The organism is Chryseobacterium sp. 22458 (assembly GCF_052044975.1).
Lineage (GTDB): Bacteria > Bacteroidota > Bacteroidia > Flavobacteriales > Weeksellaceae > Chryseobacterium.
The window spans coordinates 186,842-208,553 of sequence record NZ_JBQEOA010000002.1 but is presented as its reverse complement, the minus strand read 5'-3'; the positions used below and the strand labels follow the sequence as shown (position 1 = coordinate 208,553).

Genomic DNA, 21,712 nt, shown 5'->3' with positions numbered 1-21,712 from the left:
CCTAAAAAAGCCGTTGAAAGATTTTTTATAAATAGCTGAACAGATTAACTATTCAGTGAACGATAAATCAATAGCTGATTGTTGGTAATCACTTCTTCTCCTTCTTTTAGGCCATCTGCGATATAAGTAATGTCACCTACCTGCTTCAAAACCTTAATCTCTTTAACCTTCACATCTGTTCTGGATTTAAAGACCACCACAAAACTTTTATTGTCATCAAAGATTACGGCTTTGGACGGGATGGTCAGCATCGTTTTATTTTCCAGACTGGAAACTTTGATGGTTGCTTTGCTTTCCGGGATCAGAAGACCGTTGGCATTATCCAGAACAACTCTCGCCTGCATGGCATTAGTCTGCGGATCGATGATTTTAAATATTTTATCAATTTTCCCATCAAAAACTTTATCAGGATAGGAAAGTGTTGAAACCTGGGCTTTCATTCCAAGGCTGATCTTGTCAATATCAGACTCGTTCACGTTCATAATCGCCCATACATTGGTTGTATTGGCTACATCAAAAATATTATCACTTCTATCACTTCTCAGCTGCATATCTTTATTGATGCTCTTCTGAACAATATATCCGTCAATCGGGGCTAGTACATTGTAGATATTTCCTGACTTTACGTTATACACTGTGCTTACAGCTGTAGCCCGCTGTAGCTGATCTTCCGCTTTCTGCAGCTGGCTTTTGGCTTCCAGAACATCTCTTTCGGTATTAAGCTTTCCTTCGTATAATTCTTTGGCAACTCTAAGGTTATTTTTGGCAACCACAAGATCTGTCTTTGCATCACTCACATCTTTCTGAATTTCCGCAAGCTCTGTACTTCTGATTGTGGCAAGAACCTTCCCCTTTTTTACATAGTCTCCCAACTCTACATTTACACTCAATACATTTCCTCCTACGAGCGGGTAAACATCTATATAACTGTTTTTATCAGCAGAAATTTTTCCGTAAAAGCTGTATTCATCTTCTATATTCCTTTGTTCAGCTTTTGCTAATGAAATTGAACTGAGCATCGTATTGCTGAGTTCAAAGCCTTTTTTAGCCTGATTGTTTTTTTCTTCTTCTTTTTTTGAACAGGCCAATAATGATAAGACCATCAATACGGGGATAATATAAGTTTTCATTGTTTTAATAGAAGATTTTCGTTTGTACTAGTTGATTAAGCTGTTCTGCAGACTGCATGATCTCATTCTTCATATCATAGATCTGCAGTGCGGTTTCCCGGTAGCTGTCCATAAAGTCTGTAAATTCAATAAGGTTGACATTCCCTTTTCTGAAATTGGTCAGCATTCCATTATATACCAATTCCATATTCTGCAAATCTGTAGTTTTAATATCCAGCAGCTGGTCATACTGGGCTTTCCAGGTTTTGTAGGCAGACTGCACTTTTGTTTCAAGGGTTAGTTTCTGAAAGTCTGCATTTTTTTGATTTTGCTGAATGGCATAGTTGGCTTTTTCCACATTTCCCTGATTTACCCTCCATAAAGGCAAAGGAATTCCCAGGGTAAGATTGGCTTCATTATTAAAAGTACCTCCAGCCTGATCCCACCCTGCCCCTACATTCAGATCCGGGACATTCAGTGATTTCTGCCATTGGGCATATAGCTTACTATTATCTATCAGCTTTAAATTGTACCGGTAATCTGCGTTATTTTCCAGGGCTTTGCTTTTCAGTTCTTCTTCGTCTCCGAAAGGCTGTGCTGCGAGTGCTTCTTTGGCTTCCGATTCGGTTATCTGAGGATCTATATCTTCAGAAATACCAGTCAAAATTTTTAAATTCTGCTCAAATTCAAGAATGTTTTTATTGATTTCAAGCTTATCATGGTTCAGCTGGATCACAAGGCTCTGAAGTCTTACGGCATCTTTAAGAGAAACATTTCCCTTTGCCGACTGTATCCTGTAGGCGCTCAAAAGGTCATTCATATACCCCAGCTGCTTATTGGTGTTTTCCAATTTGAGTTTTTCGTAATAAAGATTGTAATAAGCAGTGCGAAGCTGGGCTCTGAGATCAACCAGTAACTGAGAAAACTGAAGCTGTGCGAGTTCTTTATTCGATTTGGCAAAGGCAATTTCATTTTTCTTTTTGCCTCCCATATAAATCAGCTGGGTAATTCCCGCTCCTTTTGAGTGCCCTACATCAAAAAACTTTTTGCCCTGAGGGTTGTAAGCATTGAATTGACCGCTCAGCTGTGGCAATTCCCAAATTTTAGCCTGCAGGATATCTGCATCAGCCATATTGATGTTGTATTGTTCGGCGAGCAGCTGGAGATTGTTCTTCTGAAATGCTTCTTCACATTCCACAAGAGACATTTGCTGTTGTGCTGCCACGAATGAGGAAACGGCAAGACACAGCACTGCAATTCTGTTCATTATTTTGATTTTAGATTACAAAATTGCTCTGATGCGATTAAAAGAAACTTAAATGGGCCTTAAAATAATATTAAAAATATCCTTAAACAGAGCGTTCAGGATGATATAACAGAAAATTAAATTTTATCTGCCTTTTGAATCTCAGTCTAAAATTTAATCACAGGTTTAACAAAAAAAGGAGTCTTCTTTTAGAAATGGATCAAGACAGAAAATTTATTTTTTAAAAATGAGTGTAAATGTATTCATAAATTCAGAGGGAGAAGAATAGATGATCTGAGCGTCATGATATTCAAGAATTCTTTTCACAATTCTCAGCCCTAGTCCCGAACCTGCTATATTCTGGGCATTATTTCCTCTGGTAAAGGCTTCAAAAAGCTTGCTCTGTTCTTCTTCAGAAATGGTATTTCCATGTGAGATGACTTCCACACTCAGACTATCATTCGTTTCTGTAATTAATACCTTTACTTCAGCGGTATCAGAGTATACTGCAGCATTTTTAAAAAGATTAATAAAAACTATGACTAACAATGATTGAATACCTTTTATCGTTAAAAAGGCATTTTCAGAGGTATCTTCAGTAATCAGAAAATCAAGTTTAAGCTCCGGATAACTTTTTTCCACTCCTTCAAAAGCTTCAAAGATAACCTCGTCTATCCTTACTTCTTCATAAATACTCTGAATATTTTCTTTATCAAATTTGGTAAGCAGCAGCAATGAGTGGGTAAGGTCAGACAATTGATATACATCCCGCTGAATCTGTTGCAGGGAAGACAATGTTTCCGGAGAATGTTTTTCGAATTTAATCAGATTTTCCAGCTGAAAAGCCATTCTTGTAATAGGTGTTCTAATCTCATGGGAAGCACTTGCGGTAAAATCTTTCTGTGACTGAAATACATCATCCAGTCTTGCAATCATTGTATTAAAAGACCGGGCAAGAACATTAATCTCGTCATTAGACTGCTGAACCGGAATCTGTGTAGTCAGTTTATGGGCGGTAACTTCAGAAATTTCTTTATTCAGATCTTCCAGAGGGCGAAGAAATTTTTCCACAAAATAATAGCTGAAAAAACCTATCAGCAGTGTACTCATTGCATAGGCCGTGATCAGAAGGTATTTAAGGTACCCCAATTTTGATTTCCCGTTGGTATCGAAAGCACTGGTGAGAATATAGTAATTTTCTCCTTTGATGTTTCTGAGCGCTGCATAAATTTCCGGAACCGTTTTCTCTGTATAAATAATTTTCTTTTTATCCAGTTCTTTCAGCATAGCATTATCCCAGGTTACATTCCTGTCCTTAATTGTGCTGTAGATAAGCTCTTTCTGCTCATTAAAAATCAAAATTTTCTCATTCAGTAAGATATTATCCGAGTTTTCATTGAAAAAAACCGGAGCTTCTTCTTCAAAATCTTTGGACTTGGATATAAAATGGGAGGTAAATTCAAGTCTCTGTCTGAATCTCTCTTTGAATTCGTCTCTTCTAAAATCATTAAAAGATAAATAAATGACAGCCATCACCATTCCAAAAAGCAATGAAAAGGCGATACTGATCGTTAAAGCTATCTTTCTTTTTAAAGACATTTATAATGGACTTAGGTAATATCCGAAACCGGAACGGGTATGAATGAGTTTAATTTTAAAATCTTTATCAATCTTTTTTCTTAAAAAATTGATATAAACTTCTACGGTATTGGTATTGGTATTAAAGTTATGTTCCCATACATGTTCTGTAATCTGCTGTTTGGAAACCGTCCTTCCCTGCGCTTCTGCAAGATATACCAACAATTGAAATTCTTTTAAAGTAAGAGTTATTTCATTACCGCTGCGATATACTTTTTGTTCTGTCTTGTTAATGATAAGGTCATCAATCCTGAGAATATCCTGATCGGAAGTTTCCGAAGGAGCCTTACGTCTCAGCAGGGAGTTGATCCTTAAAAGCAGTTCCTCAAACTGAAAAGGCTTTACAAGATAATCATCGGCAAGTCTTGTAAAAGCATCCTTTTTATCTGAGATATCGCCATAAGCGGAAATAATGATGATTGGGGTATTTTTATCAAAAGAACGAATTGTCTGGCAAACATCCAGTCCGTTGATCTTAGGAACATTGATGTCCAGCAGATACAGCTCGTAGGTATTATTTTTAATCTGACGCAGAAAAGTTTCCCCGTCATATATTTTATCACAGGTAAAATTGTTGGATTCTAAAAACCGGCAAAGCTCTGCAGAAAGAATGAGATCGTCTTCTAATAAAAGAATATTCATCAAAAATTATTTTACACGAATTTAAAGAAAATTTTTAGGATTGTGATTCTAAAGATGAAGTAAATAGAATATGAATAAAAACCAGATGATATCCCCGCTCTTCTGAATTATTTATTATAAAGTTTAGAGCAAAAAAAATCCCGGAATCAATCCGGGAAAATCGAGAGCCAACTACGGGACTTGAACCCGTGACCTCTTCCTTACCAAGGAAGCACTCTACCGCTGAGCTAAGTCGGCATCAACTAAAAAAATCACACTAACGAGCGTGATTTTTATTGAGCGGAAGACGGGGGTCGAACCCGCGACATTCAGCTTGGAAGGCTGACGCTCTACCAACTGAGCTACTTCCGCAATTTTGTTTCCAAAACTATTGGTAACGCTGTGCAAAACTAAGAAAACTTATTTAATTCTGCAACTTTTTTTTCTAATATAAAATGTGGGGAGAGCAGGATTCGAACCTACGAAGCCGAAGCAACTGAGTTACAGTCAGTCCCATTTAGCCACTCTGGAATCTCCCCAGATATTTTATATTAAAATGGAGCCTCCAGAGGGATTCGAACCCACGACCCCGAGATTACAAATCACGTGCTCTGGCCAACTGAGCTATGGAGGCATTTTAATAATGGACTGAAACTGATCGAGAAACTCTACTCTACACATTTCAGTGTTAAAAAAAATCACTTTTTACAGTGATAATTTTGAGCGGAAGACGGGGGTCGAACCCGCGACATTCAGCTTGGAAGGCTGACGCTCTACCAACTGAGCTACTTCCGCAATTTTGTTTCCAAAACTATTGGTAACGCTGTGCAAAACTAAGAAAACTTATTTAATTCTGCAACTTTTTTTTCTAATATAAAATGTGGGGAGAGCAGGATTCGAACCTACGAAGCCGAAGCAACTGAGTTACAGTCAGTCCCATTTAGCCACTCTGGAATCTCCCCAATATTTTATATTTTATGAGCCTCCAGAGGGATTCGAACCCACGACCCCGAGATTACAAATCACGTGCTCTGGCCAACTGAGCTATGGAGGCAAATATAAAAAAGAATTCAAAAGATCGCTGTTCCTTTTTTGCGAGTGCAAATATAGAACGGATTTTTTGAATTCTCAAATATTTTATAAACTTTTTTTAACTTTTTTTTCTATGCCATTTCTTTTTTCTTGATTAATAGCTTTTTAGCAGTATCAACACAAAGGTCCAAACTTTCTTCAAAACTTGTAGATGTCTTCTTTACTACGATATCGTCTCCCGGAACCGCCAAAATAATCTCGGCTGTTTTATTTGCTTTATCAGCATTATTTTCTACTTTCAAAAATACCTTACACTCCTGAATCTTGTCATAGAAGGTATCCAATTTGCTTACTTTTTTGTCGATGTGTGATTCTAGTGGTTCGTGTGGAGTTAAACCAATTGATTGTACTGTGATCTTCATAATTCTTCTTTTTTTGATGCTCGAGGATGAGCCTGATTAAACACTTTTTTCAATTGTTCAATATTAGCATTCGTATAGACTTGAGTACTGGCAAGACTGGAATGCCCTAATATTTTTTTCACTTTGGAGATCTCCGCCCCATTATCCAAAACGTGGGTAGCAAAGCTATGCCGCAAGATATGAGGACTTTTTTTTTCTTTCGTTGTTATAAGACTAAGGTACTTATTAACTACCACATAAACAAATTTTTCGTTAAGTTTTTTCCCCTTCTTATTCACAAAAAAACAGGATTCATATCCGGTCTGTGGTTTCCTTATATCCAAATAGGATGTAAGAAGTTTGGTGAGGTCTTCAGAAATCGGGATTACCCTCTCTTTATTCCCCTTCCCTATTACCTTCAATTCATTTCCGTCTGTATTAACATTCTCAAATATCAGGCCACAAAGCTCCGCTTTACGCATTCCGGTCTGATAAAGTACTTCCATGATACATTTTTCCAGGATATCATGCTCCTGTTCGAAGATTTTTTCATTAAGATCCTCCATTTCCTCTTTAGACATAGGAATTTGCTTCTCTGCATAAAATTTCAGAGAAGAAATACCTTCCATTGGAGAAACCGTAATTTCGCCTATTTTTAAAAGATAAAGGTAAAAACTGCGAAGGGAAGACAACTTTCTGTTGATACTTCTTTTGGAAATATTATTTTCACTGAGTTCAACAATAAAGTTTCTGATAATCTTTTTGTCAGCTTTAGCTATGTTTTCAGAGGATTCTGTCCTGAGGTAGAAATAGGAAAAGTCGTCAAGGTCTTTTTTGTAGCTTGTAATCGTATGAGGTGAATATCTTTTTTCGAACTGCAGATATTCTAAAAACTTTTCCAGCATCATGGGATATAAAAATAAAAATTCACTCCTCAAATATAAGAATTTAAGAAGTGAATTAATATATGGTTAAGAAAAAATCTTAAGCCTGCTCTTCCTTGCTAAGTGCTCTTTGTTTGTAAGCCGCTTTTAGTCTAGCTTGTCTTAACGTTACAGAAGGCTTGATAAACTGTTGTCTAGCTCTTAATTGACGAACTGTACCTGTTTTATCAAATTTTCTCTTGTATTTTTTTAAAGCTCTGTCGATGGATTCACCATCTTTAACTGGAATTATTAACATATTTTACATCTCATTTTGGATTGCAAAACTAGACATTTTTTATGAGAATGCAAAATATATTATTATAAACAATCATTATTACTGCTCAAATATTTTGATAAACCTTGTATTAAAGGTGGTTGACAGACAATAAGTTTTTTATCCACAATGGCCGAATATTCAATTCTTAATAGCTTTAAATCGTTTATTTTATTTCATATTTCTATTAAAACCATCAATATTAATGAAATGTAAACAAAAAGCACTATCTTTGCATTCACTTTATTCATGGGGTTGACTGGTTTCGACAGCAAGATCAATGGGTAAGTAAGCATGCAGAGAACCGTAGCGCGATCTCTATAATCCCTTGCTACAAAATTTTAACTGGCAACGAAGAGTTCGCTCTTGCAGCTTAATATCGAAGTATAGTAGATCAAGCGTTTTCCCGAAGATTTCAGTAGGGAAGCAAGATATTCCACAAATGCTCTGTTCTGCGGCGTTTGATCCTGGGATATAGGAATGCGGAAATAAGACTTTAGAAGCTTTGGCTAAAGTTCGAAAACCTCAGAAGATAAGCTGAAAGTTGGGTGTCTATCCTCTGCTTTCAGTCGAAAACCAATGGTAGAATAAGCATGTAGAAAGCTTATGTATTGCTTGTTTGGACGAGGGTTCGAATCCCTCCAACTCCACAAAAATTCATTTGAGACACCTCCAGGTGTCTTTTTTTTATTTACAGCTATACCATTTACAGACACCCCAACCCTGGATTTGTTTCATATCATTTCATTCAATACTTTTATCCATAAAAACATCATGAAATACATCAGCCGCATCGTTGTAAGTGGGAATATTCCGATCCCTGAAGACTTGGTTCATTTTTATACCAAAAGCTACAATGGCAGTAATTATACAGATATTCCTTTTCCTTTTTTAACAATGGATAAAGTATGTGAAGATCTTCATCATTATGACCACATCAGTGAGATTGACCTAGAAAAGGATTCCATTTCAGAAGATACCAAGAAGCTGACAGAAACCATTCGAAGACTTGGATTGACAACTTCCTTATCGAGAGTTTCATGGATGTTTCAAGCTCATATCCTATTTTTGATTTGATTCAAATCGTCATTAACGATAATCAGATTGTGAAAGGCTCACTGGAAAGCCCTTTAGACCCGGAAAACGGGTATCATTTTTCAGACAATTACGGATATGATCATTACGGCATCTTCTACTCCGGCTATGAAAATGCCAGGGAAAAATATCTTCGAAATCTTGAAGATCATCCTTAATGATTCTATAATCTAGACAACCGCAGCATTCAAAAGGGTAAAGAACAGCAAGCATAACAACATGAAAAAGGCCCCCAAAGGAGCCTTTAATCATTATTTCATATTTTTATAGAAATCGTACAATGCATCAATATCAGCAGAACATAATATCGGCATAGCATCTTTCAGAATTCTTTCATCCCACTCCCACCATTTCATTTCGAGCAGCAAGTCTATATGATGTTCACTGAATCTTTTTTTGATTGACTTTGCAGGATTTCCACCCATTATAGTATAAGGCTCAACATCTTTGGTAATTAAAGCCCGGCTTCCAATTACTGCCCCATCTCCGATTGTAATTCCCGGCATGACCATCGCCTCCGTTCCTATCCAGACATCATTTCCAATCACAGTATCTCCTGCCAGTTCAAAGGCATCTTTACTATTTTGGAAAAACTCTACTTCTGACATGTAAAAGAATGGGAAGCTTGAAATCCAGTCATGTCTGTGTCCCTGGTTTCCACACATTATGAAACTGGCACCTGTACCTATAGAACAATAAGAACCTATGATCAGCTTATCAACATCATTTCTGTCCGGAAGAAGATACCGGGCACAGTCGTCAAATGAATGACCGTGATAATATCCTGAATAGTAAGAATATTTGCCGGCAATAATATTAGGATTCTGAATATGGTCTTTTATGATTTTGCCTTTAAAAGGACTTTCAAAGAAATTTTTCATTTTTTAGCATTTAAATATAACAATAATAGCAAGAGAACAGTTGTAAGCTATCCTTTAGAAAATAGGATTTGTTAATATAAAAAAGCTAACGTGTCAATTTCATAACACACAAATATAAGTAAAAAAGTAAAGACTTCTCATTCAATTTTGTTCCGGGAGAGACGAAACTTATGGTTTTTTAAACATTTTGCCCGGAAAATAATTTGATTTACCTGAAATTCAAAATTAATCATCTATAATCCAATCAAATATAAACAACTGAAAACTAAAAGACTAAACCATCCTGATCTAAAATGAAAGCTTCTAGTCCACAAAAAAGACTAAAAAAATGTTTTATCGTAAAGAATTTTATATATTTGCAGCATCTAACAATTAAAAAAATAATTTACTATGTCAGACATTGCATCAAGAGTAAAAGCTATCATCGCTGATAAGCTTGACGTTGAAGAAACAGAAGTAACTCCTGAAGCTAGCTTCACTAACGATTTAGGAGCTGATTCACTAGATACAGTTGAGTTAATCATGGAATTTGAAAAAGAATTTAACATTCAGATCCCTGATGACCAAGCTGAAAAAATTACTACTGTAGGACACGCTATCGCTTACATCGAAGAAGTAGTAAATAAATAATATTCTTCAACAAAAAAGAAATTAAACAAAGTTTATGGAATTAAAAAGAGTAGTTGTAACCGGATTTGGAGCAATAACACCAATAGGAAATAATGCAAAAGAATACTGGGAAAATCTTGTGAAAGGTGAGAGCGGTGCCGCTCCGATTACTCTTTTTGATGCCACAAACTTTAAAACCAAGTTCGCATGTGAGGTAAAAAACTTCGATCCTTTACAGCATTTCGATAAGAAAGAGGCTAAAAAAATGGACCGAAATACCCAATTGGGACTTGTTGCCGCTAAAGAAGCAGTAGCACATTCCAGAATTATGGAAGACAATGTGGATAAAAACAGAGTCGGAGTAATCTGGGGTTCCGGAATCGGAGGTTTAGAGACTTTTGAAACGGAAGTGTTAGGATGGGCCAATACGGAAATTCCGAGATTCAACCCATTCTTTATCCCGAAAATGATTGCGGATATCACTCCGGGACACATCTCTATTGAGTACGGTTTCCATGGACCCAATTATACGACTGTATCTGCATGTGCTTCTTCAGCAAATGCTATTATTGATTCCAAAATGCTGATCCAGCTTGGGAAAGCAGATGTGATTGTATGCGGAGGCTCTGAAGCCGCTGTTACAGCAAGTGGTGTGGGTGGATTCAATGCAATGATGGCACTTTCTACAAGAAATGACGATCCAAAAACAGCTTCAAGACCTTTTGACAAAGACAGAGACGGATTTGTATTAGGTGAAGGGGCAGGATGTATCATTCTTGAGGAATATGAGCACGCCGTAAAACGTGGTGCAACAATTTATGCAGAATTATTAGGGGGAGGTCTGAGTGCGGATGCACATCACATGACAGCTCCTCATCCTGAAGGTCTTGGTGCTTATCTGGTAATGAAAAGCTGCCTGGAAGATGCAGGTTTAACTGCTGATGAAGTAGATCATATCAATATGCATGGTACTTCTACTCCATTAGGAGACATCGCAGAATCCAACGCAATTTCAAAGTTATTGGGCGAACACGCTTACGATATTCAGATTAATTCTACAAAATCAATGACCGGTCACCTTTTGGGTGCGGCAGGAGTTATTGAAGCTATCGCTGCGTTAGGAACTATTATTCATGGTACTGTTCCTCCTACCATCAACCATTTTACTGATGATGAAAATATTGACAGCAGACTAAACTTTACGTTTAATACCGCTGTGAAGAAAGATGTAAAAGTAGCCATGAGCAATACTTTTGGATTTGGCGGGCACAACGCTTGCGTTCTATTTAAGAAAATCTAAATTCAATGAATGGAGTTACAGAAATACTTTTCTAAATTCCTTCTCAAAAAAAGAAAAAGACAACTAACGGAGAGAGATTATTTTCTCAGTACCGAGCTTAGAAAAGTATTAGGTACCGAGGTTCAGAATCTTGCTCTTTACCGTGAAGCTTTTTCTTTAAAAAATTCTTCTAAAAATCAAGACAGCAATTACGAAAGGCTTGAATTTTTGGGAGATTCTGTTTTGGGTACAATTATTTCTTGTCATTTGTTTCAGACATATCCTCAGGCTAATGAGGGATATCTGACTCAGATGAAATCTAAGATTGTTAATAGGAAAAACCTTAATAAATTAGGAGAAGATCTCAAGCTTACCAGCCTTTTGCAAAAGCAAAACAGTTCGTCAGCCCTTGGGGAAAATATCTCCGGAAATTTATTCGAAGCCTTAATTGGTGCCGTTTATTTAGACTTCCATTATGATGCCTGTAAAAAGATCATTCTGGATAAATTGCTGACGCCTTCCGAAATCAACAAACTTGAAAATAAGATCGTCAGTTATAAAGGTCTTCTGCTTGAATGGAGCCAGAAAAAGAAGGTGAATATAAAGTACGAAACCTGCGAGGAGATCCAAGTCAACAAATCAGTCGTATTCAGATGCCATGTATGGCTGGGAGACGAAAAGATTGCCAATGCAACGGAGACCTCCAAGAAAAAGGCAGAGGAAAAGGCAGCACAAAGGGCGTTTTATATTTTAAATAAAAAAGAAAATATACTTGGAAATTCAAAAACTTTATGATTTTGATGATATAGAATTTGAAGATATTGCCATAGGATTGGTAAGATTAGCAAAAGATATACCCGCTCATGAGTTTTTTTATAAAATCAATCAGGCCAACAACCTGACATTCTCGAGAAAGAAAGATCTTGTTTTTCATGGAGGATATTATGATTATTTTTTTCCCAGATTTGAAGCCTACCACAAGTACTCCAAAACCTGTTTTACCTTTATTTCCAACAAATCTTCTGAAAGTAAGCAAAAAAAAGTTCAGACGGAACTCTTTACAGAAGAAGAAAACATTAAATTTTTATTAAATAATCAGGTAGATGTAGAATATATTCTGCATAGTTCGGAACAGTTTCCTGATTTTTCCGTAATTTTGCTCCCTGAAAATCTTGTGTTTCCAATTCAAGATTATACACTGAGTTCTGATGAGGAACTTTATCAAATTATCCAGTATTATGAATAAGTATTTAAAGAAGACAAAAATTATCGCAACACTAGGGCCTGCTTCGTCGTCGAAGGAGGTAATGTTAGATCTGATGAAGGCGGGTGTTGATATTTTCAGAATAAATTTTTCACATGCAGATTACGACTTAGTTCGAAAAAATATTGAAATAATTAGAGAGCTGAATAGCGAGTATGGGTATTCAGTGGGTATTCTGGGAGATCTTCAGGGGCCTAAACTAAGAGTAGGTGTTGTAAAAGAAGGTTCATATCTGAACCCTGGAGATATTCTTACTTTCACCAATGAAAAGATGGAAGGAGACTCTACCAAGGTATACATGACCTATCAGCAGTTTCCTCAGGATGTAAAAGTAGGGGAAAGAATCCTTATCGATGACGGTAAGCTGGTATTGGAGGTTACTGAAACCAATGAAGTAGATACTGTAAAAGCTAAAACGATACAAGGGGGACCTCTAAGTTCTAAAAAGGGGGTGAACCTACCTAACACTCAAGTTTCTCTTCCTGCATTGACAGAGAAGGATATTCAGGATGCCAACTTCATGCTTGATATGGAAGTGGACTGGATCGCACTTTCTTTTGTACGTCATGCTCAGGATATCATCGATCTGAAAGAATTGATCGCCGGCCACCCGAACGGTAAATTCAAAACTCCGATTATTGCAAAGATTGAAAAACCTGAAGGGGTAAAAAATATTGACGAAATTCTATTGGAATGTGACGGACTAATGGTTGCCCGTGGTGACCTTGGTGTAGAAGTTCCGATGGAGGAAGTTCCTGCAATCCAGAAAAACCTGGTAGAAAAAGCAAGATTCTATTCCAAGCCTGTAATCATTGCCACTCAGATGATGGAAACAATGATCAACAGCTTAACGCCAACAAGAGCGGAAGTAAATGACGTAGCTAACTCTGTATTGGATGGTGCAGATGCGGTTATGCTTTCCGGAGAAACGTCTGTAGGAAGATATCCGGTACAGGTTGTGGAAAACATGGCTAAAATTGTAAAGAATATCGAAACGACTCATTTCTATCAACACAAAAATGAGCCGATCGAAAAAGATTACAATTGTATCGATGAAAGATTCATTACAAACAGGGTTTGTCTTGCAGCAGTAAGAATTGCCAAAACAACCAACGTTTCTGCAATCGTTACCTTAACACATTCAGGATACACAGCTTTCCAGCTTGCAGCACACAGGCCAAATTCCCATATCATTGTATACAGTGGTAACAGAAGAGTTATTACTATGCTGAACCTTCTTTGGGGTGTTCACGCTTACTATTACGATATGAAAAAATCTACTGATGAGACAATCATACAGGTCAATATGCTTACGCATAACTACGGCTATATCGAAACAGGAGATTTCGTAATCAACATCAATGCGACCCCATCCTATGAAGGCGGAAAAACGAATACATTGAGACTGACTACGGTATAAGCAATAAGCAATAAGCAATAAGCAATAAGCGAAATTACTTTTTGTCAAAGCATATAAAAACTCCCGGAAATTAATTTTCGGGAGTTTTTTATTTATATTGTTAACTTATAAATGGTAGGTTGTCATTCTGAACGAAACGGAGTGAAGTGCAGGATCTCTGAGATTCCTCGGAATGACATTCAAACACTTTAATTTCCGACAATTGTCTTGGCAGTTACAAACTCTTTTAAAGCCAGTAAAGAGAGCTCTGTTCCATATCCTGAAGCCTTTGACCCTCCAAATGGGAAACGGGGATCAGAACTGGTCATTCTGTTGATATTCACTGTTCCGGATTCAAGATTATCGATAAAGAATAGCTGACGGTCTTTATTTTTTGTCCATACAGAGTTTGAAAGCCCGAAAGGAATATCGTTAGCGATCTGAAGCGCTTCCTCATCATTTTTGGCAATCATGATCATTCCAAGGGGTCCGAAAAGTTCTTCTTTCAGGATTGGATTTCCTTCCTGAACTCTGATCAGTCCCGGTTTAAATTCATTTTCTGAAATTCTTTCTAAAGGGATAATGATTTCAGCACCATTTTCCAATGCCCTGTTGAACTGGGCTTCCAACTCATCAGCAAGATCAGGTCTTGCCATTCCGGCCAGCTTCGTTTCTTTATTGAGAGGGTCCCCGATCTCATATTTTTTATATTCTTCAATGAAGATGGGTAAGAACTGATCTTCAATTTTTTCATCAATGATAAATCTTTTTGCTGCCGTACAGGTTTGACCGCAGTTTTGAAGCCTGGATTTTACTCCTGCCTTTGCTGCTGCTTCAAGATCCGCATCATCAAAAATGATAAATGCATCACTTCCGCCCAATTCAAGTAAAGATTTTTTGATATTTAATCCGGCTATTGAGGCTACTTCTCCTCCAGCTTTCCCACTTCCTGTCAGGCTCACTCCTTTTACAGCTTCATGCTCAAGGATTTCTTTTACGACTTTGTGACCTACTTCAAGGTTCTGAAAAATACCCTCAGGAAAACCTGCTTCCAAAAGAACTTCTTCGATAGCGTTTCCGCTTCCGAAACAAATTGAAGCATGTTTTAAAACCACCGTATTTCCGGCCAACATTGCCGGAACAGCGAATCTCAATACCTGCCAGAAAGGAAAGTTCCATGGCATAACGCCAAGAATTACCCCTTTCGAAGCATAATGTACTTCAGAGTAAGCAAATTCGGATTCAATTTTTTCAGGTTTTAAAATATTTTCTGCATCGGCATAATAGTGCATCATCAAAGCACATTTTTCTACCTCAGCAATTGATTCCGAAATCGGTTTATTCATTTCTGTAGTAATGATCCTTCCAAATTTCTCTGAATTATTTTTTAAAATTTCTGCTGCTTTTGCAATTAACTTCTGCCTTTCCTCAAACGGCACTTTTCTCCATACTGAAAACGCTTTATCTGCTTTAATAAGCTTGCTTTCAATTAATTGTTCCATAATATAATTTCTGTTTTAAATTCAGCTAATGAATTTATAAGCGCTTTTATTTTAAAAGCACGGTGAAATCAGCAAATTCCATTCCTTAAGGGTCAATAAAATAATGATTTTCTCTATCGGAAGAATATAGCTTTATCTTAAATCATCAGCCATTCATTTACCAGACATGCTGCCAGTCTTGCCGTCCTGTCCTGAAGGTCAAACGACGGGTTCACCTCAGCGACATCCAGCGCAACCAGTTTTTTATTTTTTAAGATATGTCTGTAAAAATGCATAAAGGTTGCGTCTGCAAAGATACCATTATATGCTGAAGCGGAAACCCCCGGAGCGATAGAAGCATTAAAAACATCCATACAAATGGTGAGATAAGCAAAATCTACGGAGTTGAGAAGATCATCAATACGCTGATAAATGGATGCGAGGTTCTCGAAAAACAATTCATCTGCCAGGATATATTTCATCCCATACTGATGGGCCGTATCAAAAAGTTTCAGGGTGTTCGAATTTCTCTGGATCCCGATGTGAAGGGAATTGATCGGTCCTTCCTGAGCAATCTGCCAGAATCCCGTTCCTGAGCTCGGCCCTACTCCTTTTTCCGGCTGTCTGTTGTCAAAGTGGGCATCAATATTGATGATTCCGATCTTTTGTTCCGGAAAGGCAGTTTTAATGCCTAAATAATGAGCATAGGTCACTTCGTGTCCTCCTCCTAAAACAAGGGATTTTCCTCCTTTTAAAAGTACTTTTGAGACATTTTTGGCAAGGTTGTTCTGGGTATTTTCCAGGTTGCCGTCTTCACAGGTAATGTTTCCAAAATCCAGCATTGAAAAGTCAGGAAGAATAACCGGAAAATTTGACATGTTTTTCCTGATGATATCCGGGGCATCTTTTGCTCCCAGACGGCCTTTATTTCTCCTCACTCCTTCATCTACCGCAAAACCATGCAATACGAAATCGTCCGTTGAAATATTATCGTAATTCTGTTCTTCCTTTACTCTCTGAAATAGCCTGTGGAAAAGAAGTTCTTCTCCATCTAATCTACCCTGCCAAATATTCTGAAACATAATTTTAAAAATTCAATTTAGTCACATCATTATATCCTTGTAAAGCTAACTAATATTGTTTAGATAAAAAAGCGCCTTGCACAGATTATGCAAAGAATTCAGTGTAAATACGATAGATTGCTTTTATACTTTTATCCGGATTGGCAAATGTGGAAGAAATTTTTTCTTCCACATTCCTGTATTTTAGCGCTAAGACAGTGATCAACCTGCCTATACAGCATTATTATAATATTCAAAAAACTGCCAGTATTTATCTTTAAAAATCCTGAATGACATTTGATATTCCGGATTGCTCTGTTTTATTTTCTGGAAAACCTTAGCAATCTGCCTGAAGTCTTTTCCTGCAAAAAAGCTTTCCTTGACATTATCTGCACTTTCTCTTCCTATATACAGGTATCCTGCTTCTTTCAGCTCTTCAACGGCTTTATCTTCGATATCACTCAACTTTTCAAAATCTTCTTTTTCAGGAAGGCCGTCATTATTATCTCCGTTATAATGGGCTTTAATAACCAAAATCCACGGATAAGAAGCTTTTGCATCAAATTGCAATAAAGGAAGATTCATACAGGCTATAAGCGGTCTCTCATTATCCAGCTGAGCCCTCAGGATTGAAAACTCATCTTCGGCTTCAGCTCTCTTTACACTTTTATACTTTTCTGTAAACTCTCTCTCCCGCCATGACAGGAAATCTTTTAGTTTTTCAACAGGAACCAGCTCTTTCTCCGCATGCTCTTTTCCTACCACGGTAAAGGTATCAATCTGTGTTGCAAAATTCAGTTCACCCAAAAAGCTGTCCAGAAAAATACAGACTCCCGTTGTAATGGCATTTTTGTTTTCAGCATTTCCATCGTACACAAAGACAAGATCAATTTCATCCGGATATTTTTCCTGCTCTCTGGAATAGAAAAAGATATTGTCTTTGGTAAACTGATAACCATCCATCGTGATATTCACTTTATTGACATCCATTGCCGGCTTTAACGCTGTAAATTTCCAGTGTTCCAGTACCGGAGCTCCTGCAATAAGTTCTTCGGCAAAAACAATATTCTTTATTTGCCCCTCAACGGTAATAATCAGCTCTGCAGTGGAATGATCGAACATTCCTGCCAGGAAATAATATCCTTCATTGACCTGTCTGAGTTTAGGAGAAATGACATCAAAAAAATCCTTTTCAATGGATTCCTGACCACCTTCTTTAACGACATCATAAAAGTTTCTTTCCATCGTTACAAACCAGTCCCAAAATTCTTTATAATCCAGCTTTTGTTTATTCTCTTTTTCTTCCATACTCAGAAAGGCTTTATTATTTAATCAATACGGTTTCCGTTAATATAAACATGTTCAGCTTTAAGGCTTCCCTGGCTATACAGTACATTCTGGAAGTTATTGGTTTTGAAAGTTACAAAATCTGCTTTCTTACCCGGTTCCAGTTTCCCTCTGTCTTCCAGATTAAGGGCATAGGCCGCACGGAAAGTCATCCCGGCCAATACTTCGGCAGTAGTCAGCTTCTGGAAAGTAGCCAGAATAGAAGCCTGGGTAATCAGATTTCCCATCGGGGCAGATCCCGGATTCCAGTCACTGGCAATAGCTACGATTGCTCCGGCATCCAATAATTTCCTTGCCGGTGTAAATTTTTCACCCAATCCTAAGCTTGCTCCCGGAAGTGCTGTTGCTACTGTATCGGATCCTGCCAAGAACTCTATATCTTCATCAATGGTCGCCTCAAGATGGTCTGCAGATTTTGCTCCAACCTCTACAGCAATTCTTGAGCTTCCCGGTGTAAACTGATCAGCATGAACCGTTATTTCAAAACCTAAATCTTTAGTTTTAAGTAAAAAATCTTTACTTTCTTCGGGCTGGAATGCTGATTTCTCAATAAAGATATCCACACGTTTAGCTAAATTTTCTTCTTTTACTTTCGGTAAAATCTCAGTAAGAATATATTCTAAATATTCAGGATTGCTTCCTTCAAAGTCTCTTGGTTTTAAATGAGCGGAAAGACATGTTGGAACTAAAGTGGCTTCAGTGGATTCCTGTGCCTTTTTGATGATACGAAGCATTTTCAGTTCGTTTTCAACATCCAGGCCATAGCCGCTTTTTACTTCAATGGTTGTGATTCCAAGATCAACAAGGAAACTGATTCTTTCCAATAATGTTTTCAATAATTCTTCTTCCGATGCATTTCTGGTATGCTGTACAGAGCTCCAGATCCCACCGCCGCTTTCAGCAATTTCCAGATAGGTTTTCCCCGCATTACGCATTGCAAAATCATTAGCCCTGTTTCCTCCGAAACAGATATGGGTATGCGAATCTACAAAAGCAGGAAGAATAACCTGTTCTCCCTCAATTTTTTCGATTTCTATTCCAGGATTTTCTGTTTTTAAGGTTTCAAAATTTCCGGTTTTCTGAATGGTATTATCGGCAACTATAATTCCTCCGTCAGCAATCACTTCCAGTTGTTCATCAGTAAGTTTTCCTCTTAAGGGTAAGTTGGCAAGCGTTACAACCTGCTTGAATGGTCCTATTAATTTCATTTATTTAGGCTAAAGGTTAGAAAATGAACTGTTTATTTAATACTTTATCATTTCCGGCACACTGAAGAAATCCGGATGACATTAATTTTACAGCTCACACTTTAATTATTCCTCTCAAAAATACTTAAAATATCTCAATTGGTTAAATCATATCCTGTCATCTCCTCTATACTTCTTTATCCTTCTGTTCTTTTCTCAATCTCCCTTTCAATCTTAGTCTAAATTTCCTATCTTTGAGGTAAATGAAATGAATTAATGCCAGATTTTTTACATCCAGATAAAGAAAACTACTCACGAGAGGAGCTGATGCAGGAAGAGCAGATCCGTCCCCAGAGCTTTAAAGATTTTGCGGGACAAAGAAAAACGCTGGAAAATCTTGAGGTTTTTGTAACGGCTGCCAAAAGACGTGGTGGTGCGCTGGATCATGTTTTATTACACGGTCCGCCCGGACTTGGAAAAACCACTCTTGCGAATATTATAGCCAATGAACTTGGTGTCAACTGTAAAATTACTTCCGGCCCTGTATTGGATAAGCCGGGAAGTTTGGCAGGCTTACTGACCAACCTTGAAGAAAATGATGTTCTTTTCATTGATGAGATCCACCGTCTTTCTCCGGTTGTAGAAGAATACCTGTATTCTGCCATGGAGGATTATAAAATTGACATCATGCTGGAAACCGGTCCCAATGCAAGAAGTGTACAAATCGGGCTGAATCCTTTTACATTGGTAGGAGCTACTACCAGAAGCGGAATGCTTACCAAACCTATGCTTGCCAGATTCGGAATTCAAAGCAGGCTTGAATACTACTCTATTGAGCTTTTATCTGTAATTATTCAGCGAAGCGCAAGGGTATTGGGGGTTGGTATCTATGAAGATGCAGCGATAGAAATTGCAAGAAGAAGCCGGGGAACACCCAGAATTGCCAATGCATTGCTGAGAAGGGTAAGAGATTTTGCAGAAATTAAAGGGAATGGAGAGATTGAAATCAAGATTACCAAATATGCATTGGATTCATTAAATGTAGATGAGTTCGGACTGGATGAAATGGATAATAAGATCATGCGTGTCATGATTGAAAATTTCAAAGGGAAACCGGTAGGTATTTCCGCTCTTGCCACTTCCATTGGTGAAAATCCGGAAACGCTGGAAGAAGTGTATGAACCGTTTTTGATTCAGGAAGGATTTATCATCAGAACTCCGAGAGGAAGAGAGGTAACTGATAAAGCATATCAGCATTTAAGCATTTCCAGACCTAAAAATCCGGGCGAACTTTTTTAATGTAAAGTTCAGGAATACTGATTCAAAGTTTTGAGTTAAAGTTTTTAAAAGAAGAGTTATTATTTATGTTTATTCCCAAGTTGTACCGAAGTGAAGATATGGATGTGATGAGAGAAATTATCAGAGAAAATTCTTTTGCCTTACTCATTTCTTCTGTTGATAAAATCCGTGCTACTCATTCCATGATGATGCTGAACGAAAATGATCCGGAAAATGTTTATATTGAAACTCATATTTCAAGAGCAAACCCACAAGCCAGAACTTTAAAGGATGGTGATGAGGTTTTATGTGATTTTTTAGGTTCCCATGCTTATATTTCAAGCAGCTGGTATGATCATATCAACGTTTCTACATGGAACTATGAGGCAGTACAGATCTATGGGAAAGTGGAACTTATGAACCATGATGAATTGTATGCCCATTTGGAAAAACTAACCTCAAAATATGAAAATTTCCAGCAGTGCCCGATGATGGTGAAAGATATGGGAAAAGAGTTTGTGGAAAAAGAAATGAAGAGAGCTTTTGGAATGAAGATAATTCCGACCGAAATATTTATCAAACAGAAACTCTCTCAGAACAGAAAAGAGAATGATTTTCAAAACATTATCTTACATCTTGAAGAATCTGCCGATGATAATGCCAGAAAGGTTGCTGAGAAAATGAAATTAATTAAAAAGAAATAATCAAAATATACATATGAAGCTATATCCAATACAATGTGGAAAATTTAAACTGGACGGCGGCGCCATGTTTGGGGTCGTCCCAAAGAGTCTGTGGGAAAAAACAAATCCGGCAGACGAAAAAAACCTGATCGAGCTTGGAACCCGCTCTTTGCTTATTGAAGACGGAAAAAAACTGATCCTTGTAGATTGCGGATTGGGCAACAAACAGGATGATAAGTTTTTTGGGCACTATTCTCTATGGGGAGATGACAATCTTGATAAAAATTTAAAGAAATACGGGTTTATAAAGGAAGATATTACGGATGTATTCCTTACCCACCTTCACTTTGACCACTGCGGTGGGGCTATAGAGTGGAATGATGACAGAACAGGATACAGACCGGCATTCAAAAATGCCAATTTCTGGACCAACGAAAACCACTGGAAATGGGCAACGGAACCTAATGCAAGAGAAAAAGCAAGTTTCCTTAAAGAAAACATCATGCCTATGCAGGAAAGCGGGCAGCTAAATTACCTGCCGCTTCCAACAACAGGAAATTATGGTTTCGCTCCCGATCTGAAAATGGATGTCATCTTTGTAGACGGGCATACAGAAAAGCAGATGCTTCCTGTTATTCAGTACCAGGAAAAAACTGTAGTTTTTGCAGCAGACCTTATTCCTACAGCAGGACACATCAACCAGGTATATGTAATGGGATATGACACAAGACCACTTTTAACCCTGGAAGAAAAAGGAAAGTTCCTTAAACAGTGTATAGATAATGAATACCTTCTGTTCTTTGAACATGATGCTCACCATGAGCTGGCAAGTCTTAAGATGACAGAGAAAGGAGTAAGACTGGATGAAACATTCAGCTTTAATGATGTTTTTGGATATTAA

At 37.5% G+C, this 21,712-nt stretch carries 22 protein-coding genes, 7 tRNA genes and 1 other RNA gene; 11 read left to right on the top strand and 19 right to left on the bottom strand.

The window, feature by feature from the left end:
- Nucleotides 1-44: 44 nt before the first annotated feature.
- The 14 genes from ACTJJF_RS08275 to rpsU all read right to left on the bottom strand — a co-directional run bounded on the left by ACTJJF_RS08275 (nucleotide 45) and on the right by rpsU (nucleotide 7,229).
- Entirely contained in the window at nucleotides 45-1,130 is a 1,086-nt protein-coding gene (locus ACTJJF_RS08275) for an efflux RND transporter periplasmic adaptor subunit (RefSeq protein ID WP_440699327.1), read from the bottom strand.
- 4 nt (nucleotides 1,131-1,134) lie between these two features.
- A complete protein-coding gene (locus ACTJJF_RS08270; protein WP_312304159.1) occupies nucleotides 1,135-2,376 on the bottom strand; it encodes a TolC family protein in 1,242 nt (413 codons plus the stop codon).
- 213 nt (nucleotides 2,377-2,589) lie between these two features.
- Nucleotides 2,590-3,954 carry an ATP-binding protein gene (locus ACTJJF_RS08265; RefSeq protein WP_440699326.1) on the bottom strand — a complete coding sequence of 455 codons (1,365 nt, stop codon included), beginning with the start codon at nucleotides 3,952-3,954 and terminating at the stop codon, nucleotides 2,590-2,592.
- The gene (locus tag ACTJJF_RS08260; RefSeq protein WP_065399383.1) at nucleotides 3,955-4,635 is read right to left on the bottom strand and encodes a response regulator transcription factor; all 681 of its coding nucleotides are present in this window, start codon (nucleotides 4,633-4,635) and stop codon (nucleotides 3,955-3,957) included.
- A gap of 165 nt (nucleotides 4,636-4,800) precedes the next feature.
- A tRNA-Thr gene (locus ACTJJF_RS08255) sits at nucleotides 4,801-4,872 on the bottom strand.
- Nucleotides 4,873-4,913: 41 nt separating this feature from the next.
- A tRNA-Gly gene (locus ACTJJF_RS08250) sits at nucleotides 4,914-4,986 on the bottom strand.
- Between the two features lie 86 nt (nucleotides 4,987-5,072).
- Nucleotides 5,073-5,153: transfer RNA gene (locus tag ACTJJF_RS08245), tRNA-Tyr, on the bottom strand.
- 18 nt (nucleotides 5,154-5,171) lie between these two features.
- Nucleotides 5,172-5,248, bottom strand: a tRNA-Thr gene (locus ACTJJF_RS08240).
- 88 nt (nucleotides 5,249-5,336) lie between these two features.
- Nucleotides 5,337-5,409 (bottom strand) — tRNA-Gly (locus tag ACTJJF_RS08235).
- Nucleotides 5,410-5,495: 86 nt separating this feature from the next.
- A tRNA-Tyr gene (locus ACTJJF_RS08230) sits at nucleotides 5,496-5,576 on the bottom strand.
- An 18-nt stretch (nucleotides 5,577-5,594) separates the two neighbouring features.
- Nucleotides 5,595-5,668 (bottom strand) — tRNA-Thr (locus ACTJJF_RS08225).
- Nucleotides 5,669-5,777: 109 nt separating this feature from the next.
- Complete coding sequence (locus ACTJJF_RS08220; RefSeq protein ID WP_066697961.1) at nucleotides 5,778-6,068, bottom strand: HPF/RaiA family ribosome-associated protein; 291 nt, start codon at nucleotides 6,066-6,068, stop codon at nucleotides 5,778-5,780.
- Nucleotides 6,065-6,952, bottom strand: a complete 888-nt coding sequence (locus ACTJJF_RS08215; protein WP_440699678.1) for a tyrosine-type recombinase/integrase — start codon at nucleotides 6,950-6,952, stop codon at nucleotides 6,065-6,067. The genes ACTJJF_RS08220 and ACTJJF_RS08215 overlap by 4 nt, the downstream gene beginning before the upstream one ends.
- 79 nt (nucleotides 6,953-7,031) lie before the next feature.
- On the bottom strand, nucleotides 7,032-7,229 hold the full coding sequence (rpsU, locus tag ACTJJF_RS08210) for a 30S ribosomal protein S21 (protein ID WP_034687383.1): 198 nt from the start codon (nucleotides 7,227-7,229) through the stop codon (nucleotides 7,032-7,034).
- Nucleotides 7,230-7,498: 269 nt separating this feature from the next.
- Here rpsU and ssrA point away from each other — a divergent pair.
- From ssrA to ACTJJF_RS08195, 3 genes are all read left to right on the top strand, one after another.
- Nucleotides 7,499-7,900, top strand: a transfer-messenger RNA (tmRNA) gene (gene ssrA / locus ACTJJF_RS08205).
- Nucleotides 7,901-8,021: 121 nt separating this feature from the next.
- The gene (locus tag ACTJJF_RS08200) at nucleotides 8,022-8,324 is read left to right on the top strand and encodes a hypothetical protein (protein ID WP_440699325.1); all 303 of its coding nucleotides are present in this window, start codon (nucleotides 8,022-8,024) and stop codon (nucleotides 8,322-8,324) included.
- Nucleotides 8,321-8,500 (top strand): hypothetical protein, encoded by a 180-nt coding sequence (locus ACTJJF_RS08195; protein WP_440699324.1) that lies wholly within the window; start codon nucleotides 8,321-8,323, stop codon nucleotides 8,498-8,500. The genes ACTJJF_RS08200 and ACTJJF_RS08195 overlap by 4 nt, the downstream gene beginning before the upstream one ends.
- Before the next feature lie 93 nt (nucleotides 8,501-8,593).
- On the opposite strand, the gene catB is transcribed toward ACTJJF_RS08195, so the two are convergent.
- Nucleotides 8,594-9,223, bottom strand: a complete 630-nt coding sequence (catB, locus tag ACTJJF_RS08190) for a type B chloramphenicol O-acetyltransferase (RefSeq protein WP_440699323.1) — start codon at nucleotides 9,221-9,223, stop codon at nucleotides 8,594-8,596.
- A gap of 390 nt (nucleotides 9,224-9,613) precedes the next feature.
- Between catB and ACTJJF_RS08185 the strand changes: the two genes are divergently transcribed.
- From ACTJJF_RS08185 to pyk, 5 genes are read left to right on the top strand one after another with little or no spacing between them, the layout of a single operon-like run.
- The gene (locus ACTJJF_RS08185; protein ID WP_002976354.1) at nucleotides 9,614-9,853 is read left to right on the top strand and encodes an acyl carrier protein; all 240 of its coding nucleotides are present in this window, start codon (nucleotides 9,614-9,616) and stop codon (nucleotides 9,851-9,853) included.
- Between the two features lie 34 nt (nucleotides 9,854-9,887).
- A complete protein-coding gene (fabF, locus tag ACTJJF_RS08180; RefSeq protein WP_065399419.1) occupies nucleotides 9,888-11,132 on the top strand; it encodes a beta-ketoacyl-ACP synthase II in 1,245 nt (414 codons plus the stop codon).
- A 9-nt stretch (nucleotides 11,133-11,141) separates the two neighbouring features.
- The gene (gene rnc, locus ACTJJF_RS08175; RefSeq protein ID WP_312303492.1) at nucleotides 11,142-11,906 is read left to right on the top strand and encodes a ribonuclease III; all 765 of its coding nucleotides are present in this window, start codon (nucleotides 11,142-11,144) and stop codon (nucleotides 11,904-11,906) included.
- Entirely contained in the window at nucleotides 11,884-12,357 is a 474-nt protein-coding gene (locus ACTJJF_RS08170; RefSeq protein WP_440699322.1) for an IPExxxVDY family protein, read from the top strand. The genes rnc and ACTJJF_RS08170 overlap by 23 nt, the downstream gene beginning before the upstream one ends.
- Nucleotides 12,350-13,795, top strand: coding sequence for a pyruvate kinase (pyk, locus tag ACTJJF_RS08165; RefSeq protein WP_312303486.1), 1,446 nt, complete (start codon nucleotides 12,350-12,352; stop codon nucleotides 13,793-13,795). Before ACTJJF_RS08170 ends, pyk begins: the two co-directional genes overlap by 8 nt.
- Before the next feature lie 188 nt (nucleotides 13,796-13,983).
- On the opposite strand, the gene ACTJJF_RS08160 is transcribed toward pyk, so the two are convergent.
- The 4 genes from ACTJJF_RS08160 to hutI form a co-directional block, all read right to left on the bottom strand.
- The gene (locus ACTJJF_RS08160) at nucleotides 13,984-15,276 is read right to left on the bottom strand and encodes an aldehyde dehydrogenase family protein (protein ID WP_440699321.1); all 1,293 of its coding nucleotides are present in this window, start codon (nucleotides 15,274-15,276) and stop codon (nucleotides 13,984-13,986) included.
- Nucleotides 15,277-15,413: 137 nt separating this feature from the next.
- Nucleotides 15,414-16,337 (bottom strand): formimidoylglutamase, encoded by a 924-nt coding sequence (gene hutG / locus ACTJJF_RS08155; protein WP_212649671.1) that lies wholly within the window; start codon nucleotides 16,335-16,337, stop codon nucleotides 15,414-15,416.
- A 210-nt stretch (nucleotides 16,338-16,547) separates the two neighbouring features.
- The gene (locus ACTJJF_RS08150) at nucleotides 16,548-17,624 is read right to left on the bottom strand and encodes a DUF695 domain-containing protein (protein WP_440699320.1); all 1,077 of its coding nucleotides are present in this window, start codon (nucleotides 17,622-17,624) and stop codon (nucleotides 16,548-16,550) included.
- A gap of 20 nt (nucleotides 17,625-17,644) precedes the next feature.
- Nucleotides 17,645-18,871 carry an imidazolonepropionase gene (gene hutI / locus ACTJJF_RS08145; protein WP_440699319.1) on the bottom strand — a complete coding sequence of 409 codons (1,227 nt, stop codon included), beginning with the start codon at nucleotides 18,869-18,871 and terminating at the stop codon, nucleotides 17,645-17,647.
- Between the two features lie 255 nt (nucleotides 18,872-19,126).
- On the opposite strand from hutI, the gene ruvB reads away from it, so the two are divergent.
- From ruvB to ACTJJF_RS08130, 3 genes are all read left to right on the top strand, one after another.
- Nucleotides 19,127-20,149: a Holliday junction branch migration DNA helicase RuvB gene (gene ruvB, locus ACTJJF_RS08140; protein WP_440699318.1), complete on the top strand. Its 1,023-nt coding sequence runs from the start codon at nucleotides 19,127-19,129 to the stop codon at nucleotides 20,147-20,149.
- Nucleotides 20,150-20,214: 65 nt separating this feature from the next.
- Entirely contained in the window at nucleotides 20,215-20,832 is a 618-nt protein-coding gene (locus ACTJJF_RS08135; RefSeq protein WP_440699317.1) for an FMN-binding negative transcriptional regulator, read from the top strand.
- 13 nt (nucleotides 20,833-20,845) lie between these two features.
- The gene (locus ACTJJF_RS08130; protein WP_312303465.1) at nucleotides 20,846-21,712 is read left to right on the top strand and encodes an MBL fold metallo-hydrolase; all 867 of its coding nucleotides are present in this window, start codon (nucleotides 20,846-20,848) and stop codon (nucleotides 21,710-21,712) included.